We start from the raw sequence: 8,880 nt of genomic DNA, 5'->3' as shown, positions 1-8,880 counted from the left end.
GGTGATGGGGGGGGGGGGGGCGGCCCCCCCCCCCCCCCCGCCCCCCGCCGGCCCCCCCCCCCCCCCCCCGCCGGGGGGGGGGGGGGGGGGCACCCCCCCCCCCCCCCCAACCACCACAACCCCCCCCACCCCCCCCCCCCCGGCCCCGACCCACCCCCGAACCGTAGGCGCCACGCGCACCCCCACCGAAGCCGCGCATGCGCCGCAGGCACACCACGAGAGGTTGGACGACGACCGTGCACGACGATCTCACCGCCCGGGCCCGAGCCTGGCAGTCCGAGGACCCCGACCCGGAGACCCGCGACGAGCTCGCCAAGCTCATCGAGGCCGGTGACCTCACCGAACTGTCGGCCCGCTTCAGCGGCACCCTCCAGTTCGGCACCGCCGGCCTGCGCGGCGAACTCGGCGCCGGCCCGATGCGCATGAACCGCTCCGTCGTCATCCGCGCCGCCGCCGGCCTCGCCGCGTACCTCAGGAAGCAGGGCCACGGCACCGGCACCGTAGTGATCGGCTACGACGCCCGCCACAAGTCCGCCGACTTCGCCCGCGACACCGCCGCCGTGATGACCGGCGCCGGCCTCCGCGCCGTCGTACTCCCCCGCCCCCTCCCCACCCCGGTCCTGGCGTTCGCCATACGGCACCTGGGCGCGGTCGCCGGCGTGGAGGTCACCGCCAGCCACAACCCGCCCCGCGACAACGGCTACAAGGTCTACCTCGGCGACGGCTCCCAGATCGTCCCGCCCGCCGACGCGGAGATCGCCGCCGAAATCCAGGCGATCGCGAGCCTCCACGAGGTCCCCCGCCCCGACACCGGCTGGGAGACCCTCGACGACACCGTCCTGAACGCCTACCTGGCCCGCACGGACGCCGTCCTCTCCCCCACCTCCCCCCGCACCGCCCGCACGGTCTACACGGCCATGCACGGCGTCGGCAAGGACACCCTCCTCGCCGCCTTCGCCCGCGCCGGCTTCCCCGCCCCCACCCTCGTCACCGAACAGGCCGACCCGGACCCCGACTTCCCGACCGTCGCCTTCCCCAACCCGGAAGAGCCCGGCGCGATGGACCTCGCCTTCGCGAAGGCCCGCGAGACCGACCCCGACCTGATCATCGCCAACGACCCGGACGCCGACCGCTGCGCCGCCGCCGTCAAGGACAACGGCGCATGGCGCATGCTCCGCGGCGACGAGGTCGGCTCCCTCCTCGCCGCCCACCTGGTCCGCCGCGGCGCCACCGGCGTCTTCGCCGAGTCGATCGTCTCCTCCTCCCTCCTCGGCCGCATCGCCGAGAAGGCCGGCCTGCCCTACGAGGAGACCCTCACCGGCTTCAAGTGGATCGCCCGCGTCGACGGCCTGCGCTACGGCTACGAGGAGGCCCTCGGCTACTGCGTCGACCCGGACGGCGTCCGCGACAAGGACGGCATCACCGCGGCCCTCCTGATCACCGAGCTCGCCTCGGTCCTCAAGGAGGAGAACCGCACCCTCCTCGACCTCCTCGACGACCTCGCGGTGGAGCACGGCCTGCACGCCACCGACCAGCTCTCGGTCCGCGTCGAGGATCTCTCCGTCATCGCCCGGGCCATGCAGACGCTCCGCGAGCACCCCCCGACCGCACTCGCGGGCCTCCCCGTCACCAAGGCCGAGGACCTCACCCGGGGCACCGCCACACTGCCCCCCACCGACGGCCTCCGCTACACCCTCACCGGCGCCCGGGTCATCGTCCGCCCCAGCGGCACCGAGCCCAAGCTGAAGTGCTACCTGGAGGTGGTGGTCCCCGTGGCCGACCACACCGCCCTCCCCACGGCCCGTGCACAGGCCACCCGGACCCTGGCCGAGATCAAGCGGGATCTCTCCGCGGCGGCCGGCATCTGACACCCGTAGGGGTGCCTCTCCGCCAGGGGGCACCCCTACGGGTGATTTCGCGACGGCGACCGACCCACCCACCGCGCCCCACCCCGGCTCCCGGGGAACGGTGATCCGGTACCGCCCGCCGCAGCCGTCGTACTGGAGCCGCCGCCGTGTCCTCGACCGCCCCCGACACCGCCCCGCGCGGGCACATCCCGGGCACCCGACGACCCCACCTCCCCACCGCGACCGCCGCCCCCCGGCACGCGCTGCGCCGGGCGGCTCCCGCACTCGCCGCGTACCTCGCCGTACGGCTCGCCGGGCTGGTGTTCCTCGCCGGGTGGGCGCACCGGCGCCACCACGGGGTGTGGCCGATGCTGGCGACGCAGTGGGACTCCCGCTGGTACCTCGGCATCGCGGACCACGGGTACGCCCACCTGCTCGGCACCGCGTACGACCACAACAACCTGGCGTTCTTCCCGCTGTACCCGCTCCTGGTGAAGGCCGTCGCGGTGCTGACCCCGGGCACCCGGGCCAGCACCGGCCTGGCCCTCGCGTGGCTGGCGTCGCTCTTCGCGGCCTGGGGCGTGTTCGCGGTGGGCGACCGGCTGGCCGGCCGCCGGGTCGGCGTGCTGCTCACCGTGCTCTGGGCGGCGTACCCGGTCGGACTGGTCCAGTGGATGGGCTACACCGAGTCCCTCTTCACGGCGTTCGCCGCCTGGACGCTGTACGCGGTGCTGACCGGGCGCTGGCTGTACGCGGCGGCCGGCTCGGTGCTCGCCGGCCTGACCCGGCCGACCGGCATCGCCGTGGCCGCCGCCGTCACCGTCACCGCCCTGCTCTCCCTGCGCACCCGCTTCTCGCCCCGCGCCCTGACGGCGGCCCTGCTGGCCCCGCTCGGCTGGTGCGGGTACGTCGGCTGGGTGGGCCTCAGACTCCACCGCTGGGACGGCTACTTCGCCGTACAGCGGATGTGGCACAACGAGCTGGACGGCGGCGCCGAGACCCTGCACTGGCTGCGGCACCTGTTCGGGCAGGTCTCGCGGCCGGAGCTGTTCCTGGTCGTGGTGAGCCTGACGATGCTGGTCTCCGTCGTCCTGTTCGGACTGGCCGCGGCCGACCGCCAACCGCTCCCGCTCCTCGTCTTCAGCGCGGTCCTGCTGGTGATCGTGGCGGCCAGCGGCGGCGTCTACTTCCCCCGCGCCCGCTTCCTCCTCCCCGGCTTCCCCCTCCTGCTGCCGGTGGCCGGGTACCTGGCCCGTGCCTCGACACGGGTACGCGTGCTCGCCCTGACGGCGGCGGTCGCGGGCTCGGCGTACTGCGGGGCGTACATGCTCCTGGTGTGGCCGAGCGCCCCGTGACCGCTCAGTCCCGCACCAGGTAACTGAACCCGGTGTCCGGTCCCACGCACGACTGGAGGGTGAGGTCGCCCCAGTAGAGCCCGGCGGCCGGGGCGCCGCGGCCGGGGGTGACGTAGTTCGCGTACACCGTGTACGTCCAGGTGCCCCGCGGACTGCTGACGGTGACCCTGGTGCCGACGCGGAGGGTGGCGAACAGGTCGAACCCGCAGTAGTCGTGACCGACGATCACGACGGTCCGCATCTCGTAGCCGTCCTCGGTGCCGATGGTGGGCCCCGCCCACTGCACGGCGTCCTGGCAGGCGTCCACCTCGTCCTGCCCGCCGCGGATCACCCCCGCGGACCAGGTGCCGATCCGGATACCGGTGCCGCCCGGTCGCCCGGCCGCACCCGCGGCGACCCTCGACGCGGCGGAGGCGGAGGGGGAAGCGGAGGCGCTCGGACGCCGGGACGACGTGACCGGCACCCGACGGGACAGATCCGGCCCGGGCACCCGGCCGTCCGCGCTCGGGGAGGCACCGGACGTGCCGGGCCGCGGGGTACGGCGCACGGGCGGCGCGAGGGAGGCCGGAGCGGAGGCGGACGCCGAGGGACCCGGCGACGACGGCGTCACCGGCCCCGAGTCCGCGGAGACCCGGTCCGCGGTGTGCGAGACCCGCGCCCCCGCTCCCACCCCGGCCCCGCCCCCGCCCTCGCACCCGGCGACGAGCACCACCACCAGCGCCACCAGCCCCGCCACCAGCCCCCCGGCGCCCCGGCCGGCACCTGCCCGCGGCCGCCCCGTCACCCGAAGCGTCCGTTGACGTAGTCCGAAGTCCTCTCGTCCTGGGGCGAGTTGAACATAGCGTGGGTGTCGCCGTGTTCGACGATCACGCCGGGCGTGCCGTGCGAGGCGAGGAAGAAGGCGCAGTTGTCGGAGACGCGGGCGGCCTGCTGCATGTTGTGGGTGACGATGACGATCGTCACCTCGTCCTTGAGGTCGTGGATGGTCTCCTCGATCCGGCGGGTGGACGTCGGGTCGAGCGCCGAGCAGGGCTCGTCCATCAGCAGCACGCGCGGCCGTACCGCGAGCGACCTGGCGATGCACAGCCGCTGCTGCTGGCCGCCGGAGAGCGCGCCGCCGGGCTGCCGGAGCCGGTCCCTGACCTCCTTCCACAGACCCGCCTTGGTGAGGCACTCCTCGACCAGGTCGTCCTTGCCGTCGCGGGAGGCCCTGATGGCGTTGAGTCGCAGCCCGGCGACGACGTTGTCGTAGATCGACATGGCCGGGAAGGGGTTGGGTTTCTGGAAGACCATGCCGATCTCGCGGCGGGCGTGGGTGATGCGCCGGCCGCGGTCGTAGATGTCCACCTCGTCGAGGAGCACGCGGCCGGCCAGCGAGGCCGAGCCGATCAGTTCGTGCATCCGGTTGAGGATGCGCAGGAAGGTCGACTTGCCGCAGCCGGAGGGGCCGATGAGCGCGGTGACCTGGCGCGCGGGCATGGTGAGCGAGACCCGGTCGAGGACCTTGTGGTCGCCGAACCAGGCGGAGACGGCGTCGGCGCGCAGGGTGGCGGGGCCGTCCCCGAAGCGGGGTCCGCCGCCACGGCCGGCCTCGACGGGCGGCTGGACGACGGTGTCGACGAGATCGGTGTTCTCGGTCATGCGGTGGGTCAACTCCCCTTCAGCGTGCGGTGGTTCAGAGCAGGTTGGGCAGCAGTGCCGTGATGGACTGGGAGTCGGCGAGGCCCAGCGCGAGCAGCAGCGGGCCCGCGCAGATCCAGGTCTGCCAGCGGCCCCAGACGCGGAAGGAGACCACCGCGAGCAGTGCGGCGAGCAGCAGGCCCTGGGTCCACAGGAAGACGCCGAGCCAGGCACCGGAGTCGGTGCCGAGGGCCTGTTCGGAGTCGGTGATCCAGCCCGCGCGCAGATCGCGCGGCGGGTTGGGCTGCACGGCCGTGACCAGCTTGGCGTCGACCCGGAGCACCCCGCTCGGGGTGTACGGCGCCCCGGTCGCGGTGATGAGGGTGAGCCGGCCCTGCCCCTCGGCGACCGGGGCGGGCAGGGCGTCGCCGGCCCGGCGGATGCCGGTGACCTCGTAGACCGCCTTGCCCTGGCCGGTGGTGATCTCGACGCGGCTGCCGACGGGCAGCTGGTGCAGGTCGTGGAACGGGCTGCCGTATCCCCACTGGCGGCCCATGATCACCGCGGTCCCGGCCTGACCGGGCAGCGGGGTGTCCCTCCGGTGTCCCGGCCCCGCCATCAGCACCTCGGAGGTGGTCCCCTCGGCGACGACCTCCTTCAGGCCGAGGGCGGGGACGCGCAGCAGGGCGACGGGCGCACCCGCCTTCAGCAGTTTGCCCTCGTAGTCGCGCTGGCCCACGGGGGCGGTGCCCAGGGCGAGTTCCTTGCGCAGTTCGTCGTAGGCGGTCTGCTGGTCGCGGGCGTGCTGGAGGTGGCCGACGATGGTGAGGTTCGCGGCGAAGCCGAGGAGCACGGCGGCGAGAACGCACAGGGCCGCCCCGGCGAGTGCGAGCCCGGGGCGGGCGGGGGGCCGCGGGGTCTCCTGGCGCGGCTCGGTGGTCGGCGGGGGCGGTGGCGGGGCGGGCGGTCCGTCGGCGGGCGCCGAGGCGTTGGCCGGGGGCGGGGCGAGGGTGGTCACGGGCTGCGCTCCTCGAAGCGGAGGGTGTTCTGCGGCTTGCTGTGGGGACGGGGCGGGCCCGGAGGCGCGTCGGCGCGCGCCCCCGGGCCGTCCCGTCGGCCAGGTCGGCCGGGTCGGCCGTCCGGCCGGTCAGTGGTGCTGCGGGGTGTCGCCGCCGAAGGTCAGCAGTCCCTTGCGGCGCATGTGGAGCACGAGCGCGCCACCGGCGGACAGGAACGCGAGGGAGGCCAGACCGATCGCGCCGACCTGGGCGCCGGTCGAGGCCATGGAGCCACCGCCGCCGGAGCCACCGCTGTCACCGCCGTTGGAGCCACCCGTGTCCGAACCACCGCTGCCGGTACCGCCCGTGTCCGTGCCGCTGGAGTCGGAGGCGGAGGCGCTGGGCTCGGGGGACTCGCTGGAGTCGTCGGAGCCGGTCGTGAAGGCGAAGTCCACGCTGTGCCCGTCGGTCTTGTCCTCGGCGAGGGTGAGCGTGTGGTCGCCGTCCGCGATGTCCTCGGGGACGGTGAACGCGTAGTCCGCCACGGTGCCGTCGGCGTTCGCCTTGGCGTCCTCGAAGGTGGAGTCGCTGTCGGCGAGGGTGACCTTGACCGCGGCGCTCGCGGTGTAGCCGCGGGCGGTGATCTTCACCTTCTGGCCGGCTTCGAGGTCGGGGTCGGTGCCGAGGGTGTTGCCGTCCTCGTCGGTGACCGTGAGGTCGGGGTCGTCCGAGGGGGAGGGGCTGGAGGGGGCCTGGTCGGTGCTGACGAAGTCGAAGGCGGCGTAGATGCCGGACTTCTCGGAGAAGTTCAGGGCGTGGTCGCCGTTGGTCAGGGCGTTGGGCACGGTGAACGCGTAGTCCGCCACGGCGCCGTCGGCGTTCGCTGTCACGTCCGCGAAGGTCGCGGTGGAGTTGGAGAGCGTCACGTGTGCGGCGGCCGCCGGGGTGAAGCCCTTGACGGTGACCTTCACCTTCTGGCCGACGTACAGGGTCGGCTTGTCGCCGAGGGCGGTGCCGTCGGCGTCCTTGGCGGAGACGACGTAGTCGATGTTCGCGGTCCCGCTCGCCTCGGCGCCGGAGTAGGAGTCGGCGTCGGTGGGGGTGAACACGGCGCTGAAGGGCAGCGGGCCGCCGATCGCGGGGGCCTTGACCGTGAGTTCGGCGGTGCCGTTCGTGACCTGCGCGGTGCCGAGCGACGTGTCGCCGTTCTTGAACTCCACGGAGCCGGCCGCCGACGCGGGCGACACCGTGGCGGTGAGCTTGAGGTCGCCGCCCACGGCTACTCCGGAGGCCGCGCTCACGGCGAGCGTGGTGGCCTGCTGTTCGAGCAGGGTCCAGGTGTCGCCGGTGATGCGGACCTTGGCGAGGAAGACCGGGACGTCGGTGCCGCCGCCGCAGCCCAGCCCCAGGGTGTAGGTGCCGTCGAGGGATCCGTCGGGGATCCAGGTGCGCAGCCGTGCCTCCAGGCTCTTCGCCGCGGCCAGGGTCGTCACGCTCATCGTGAACGGAGCCGTGCCGGCCACGATCTTGGTGGCGCCCTGGCCGAGGGTGGCCTGGGTGGTGTCGCTCGTGGGGCTGAACACCTTGAGGATGGCCGCCTTGCCGACGGTGTCGTCCGGGCAGCCGGCGGTCGTCGTCACCGACGTGACCATGGGGTAGGTCGAGATGCTGCCCGTGGTGGGTGAGAGCGTGAACTTGCCGAGCTGGGTGGCGGCATGGGCCCGGCCCGAGAAGGCGAGGACCCCGGCCAGGGCGGCGCACAGCAGCGCGATGCCGGTCAGCAGCGCCACCGGTGATCTGAGTGGTGCGAGACGGTGATTCATGTGGTGGTCCCCCCGCGGGGTCTCGGCCGTGGATGAAGTGGATGAGTACGCCGACAGGGCCGGACACCCGTGGGGTGCCCGGCCGTTGCGCGGCTATGGGACGGTGATCAGCTCTCGCCCTTGAGGGTCGTGCTGCCGCAGTCGCTGCCGAGGGCGCCGAAGCCGTAGTCGGTGATGGTGCTGGTGTTCGCGCAGACCTTCGAGCCGGTGCCCACGAAGGTGTCCGCGATCAGCGAGTCGGACAGCTTGGCGGTCGGGACGACGTTGTAGACGTTCCGCAGGTAGGGGAAGGAGAGGTTCAGGGAGAGGTCGTCCTCGTTGCGCGGGACCACACCGTTCACCGAGCCGAGCACGGCGTCACCGCGGCGGTCGTCCACCACGGAGGTCTCCTGGGCGGTGTACTGGGCCACGGAGTACGGGAAGATGTCGCCCGCGCTGTCGACGATCGAGCCGTCGTTCTCCTGGATGGTGGAGTTCGAGGTGACGCAGGAGCCGGGGGTCGTCACGCCGATGGAGCTGAGGAAGAAGGCGCGGGTGCCCGAGGCCGACTGCGGCAGGATCGGGGTGAGGGTGACACCGTTGAGCGAGGTCAGGGTGCACTCGTAGATGGCCTTGAGCTGGGCCGTGGTCAGGTCGTCCGGCAGGGCGCTGCCGTCCTGCTTCACCCAGGACACCGCGTCCTTGGCGTACGGGATGAAGGTCAGGTCCGTGGTGGTGGTGTTGTTCGGGCCGCGCGAGGAACGGGCGAAGTCCACACAGCCGGTGCTGCCGTCCAGAGCGGTGTTCAGCGCGGTGATGCCGGCGCCGGAGCCGTCGGGGCGGGTGATGGTGCAGCTGCCGGTGGCCTTGGTCGTGATCGGGCTGGTGCCCGTGGCGTTCCAGGAGGCGATGACCTTGCCGTTGCTGTTCGTGATCGCGTTGCCCAGAGCGTTCATCACGTCCTGGGTCGTGTCGGAGCCGACACCGGCCAGCTGACGGTAGTCGGTGGCCGAGGTCGGGTCGGCGTAGGCGGCGGGAGCGGCCAGGGCGCCCAGGCCCAGGGCAACCGCACCGACGGCGGCACCGATACGCACGCGGGACTTGACGTTCACTTGAGTTCTCCTCCGTTGAAACGGATCAAGCAATGGACGTGCAAGCAAATCCGGATTCTTTTTTCGCCACCGGCCCGTCGGCCGGCCACGCAGAACAATTCCGCAGACCCGGACCAGCGGCCACTAATTGAAGCCGGCCTTCAGGT

The 8,880-nt window shown here is 73.1% G+C and carries 7 protein-coding genes; 2 read left to right on the top strand and 5 right to left on the bottom strand.

Annotated elements, in window-relative coordinates:
* Positions 1–236 precede the first annotated feature (236 nt).
* Complete coding sequence (locus ACFWPQ_RS04285; RefSeq protein ID WP_384029772.1) at positions 237–1,868, top strand: phospho-sugar mutase; 1,632 nt, start codon at positions 237–239, stop codon at positions 1,866–1,868.
* Positions 1,869–2,014: 146 nt separating this feature from the next.
* Entirely contained in the window at positions 2,015–3,202 is a 1,188-nt protein-coding gene (locus ACFWPQ_RS04280; RefSeq protein ID WP_384029770.1) for a hypothetical protein, read from the top strand.
* Positions 3,203–3,206: 4 nt separating this feature from the next.
* Here ACFWPQ_RS04280 and ACFWPQ_RS04275 read toward each other — a convergent pair whose 3' ends face one another.
* From ACFWPQ_RS04275 to ACFWPQ_RS04255, 5 genes are all read right to left on the bottom strand, one after another.
* Positions 3,207–3,986, bottom strand: a complete 780-nt coding sequence (locus tag ACFWPQ_RS04275) for a hypothetical protein (RefSeq protein WP_384029768.1) — start codon at positions 3,984–3,986, stop codon at positions 3,207–3,209.
* A complete protein-coding gene (locus ACFWPQ_RS04270; RefSeq protein ID WP_384029766.1) occupies positions 3,983–4,843 on the bottom strand; it encodes a phosphate ABC transporter ATP-binding protein in 861 nt (286 codons plus the stop codon). The genes ACFWPQ_RS04275 and ACFWPQ_RS04270 overlap by 4 nt, the downstream gene beginning before the upstream one ends.
* A 34-nt stretch (positions 4,844–4,877) precedes the next feature.
* The gene (locus ACFWPQ_RS04265) at positions 4,878–5,840 is read right to left on the bottom strand and encodes a sortase (protein WP_384029764.1); all 963 of its coding nucleotides are present in this window, start codon (positions 5,838–5,840) and stop codon (positions 4,878–4,880) included.
* Positions 5,841–5,969: 129 nt separating this feature from the next.
* Positions 5,970–7,643, bottom strand: coding sequence for a hypothetical protein (locus tag ACFWPQ_RS04260; protein WP_384029762.1), 1,674 nt, complete (start codon positions 7,641–7,643; stop codon positions 5,970–5,972).
* A 107-nt stretch (positions 7,644–7,750) separates the two neighbouring features.
* Entirely contained in the window at positions 7,751–8,734 is a 984-nt protein-coding gene (locus ACFWPQ_RS04255) for a substrate-binding domain-containing protein (RefSeq protein ID WP_384029760.1), read from the bottom strand.
* Positions 8,735–8,880 lie beyond the last annotated feature (146 nt).

This window comes from Streptomyces sp. NPDC058464 (assembly GCF_042721035.1).
Lineage (GTDB): Bacteria > Actinomycetota > Actinomycetes > Streptomycetales > Streptomycetaceae > Streptomyces.
This window is presented reverse-complemented; position numbering and strand designations above follow the sequence as displayed.